The organism is Pantoea sp. VS1, from assembly GCF_002207995.1.
In the GTDB taxonomy this organism is placed as follows: Bacteria; Pseudomonadota; Gammaproteobacteria; order Enterobacterales; family Enterobacteriaceae; genus Pantoea; species Pantoea dispersa.
This window is the reverse complement of record NZ_NHZE01000100.1, coordinates 1-577: the sequence shown is the minus strand read 5'-3', so window position 1 is coordinate 577 and position 577 is coordinate 1. Positions and strand designations below refer to the sequence as shown.

General features: G+C 61.5%; 1 protein-coding gene and 1 pseudogene. Both read right to left on the bottom strand.

What is annotated here, in order from left to right:
• The coding region (locus tag CBW22_RS24045; protein ID WP_303396010.1) for a transcription termination/antitermination NusG family protein at positions 1–264 on the bottom strand (264 nt) is incomplete at its 3' end.
• A 12-nt stretch (positions 265–276) separates the two neighbouring features.
• A pseudogene (locus tag CBW22_RS24040) lies at positions 277–577 on the bottom strand (F-type conjugal transfer pilus assembly protein TraB); the annotation flags it as partial.

Sequence of the window (577 nt, the reverse complement as noted above, 5' to 3'; positions counted from 1 at the left end):
CATAATGGCGAGGCGGCTGCCAAAGCTCACAATCGTCGCCACGCCGCGGGTCGCCCTGATGGTGGTGGTGTGGATTTCCTCCGGGTCGAAGCGGGCAAAAATGTAACCCGGAAAAAGGGGTTCCAGCCTGGCGCTGACGCGGCCGCCGCTCAGCCTTCTGTCGTGATACAGCGGCAGCCAGCTTTCCACGCGCTGGTTGGTGAGGTGCGCTTCTGCCTTCTTTTCCTGCGCGAACTTCGTTTTCAGTACGTACCACTGTTTCATCCGGACGCTCCTTCACTGGGGAATGGTGTCGCCGAGGCGCAGCTGGCTGGCCTGACGCAGAACTTCATCGGGGTTTAACACCGGCGCGCTGTTGCCACCGCCGTTGCTGACCGACTGGTTCGCTGCGGTCTGCTGCACTACCGGCTGCGGTGCCTCTTTCTGTGCCTTTTCGGCATCAGCGTCTTCTATGGTCTCCAGCCTGAAGCCCTTCTGGAACACCACGGTCACGGCGTTGCCGGCACCGATATCAATCACCGGGTGGTACTGCTCGGCGCGCTTAATCCAGTACTGGCTCAGCGTGTCCGCCGCCTTG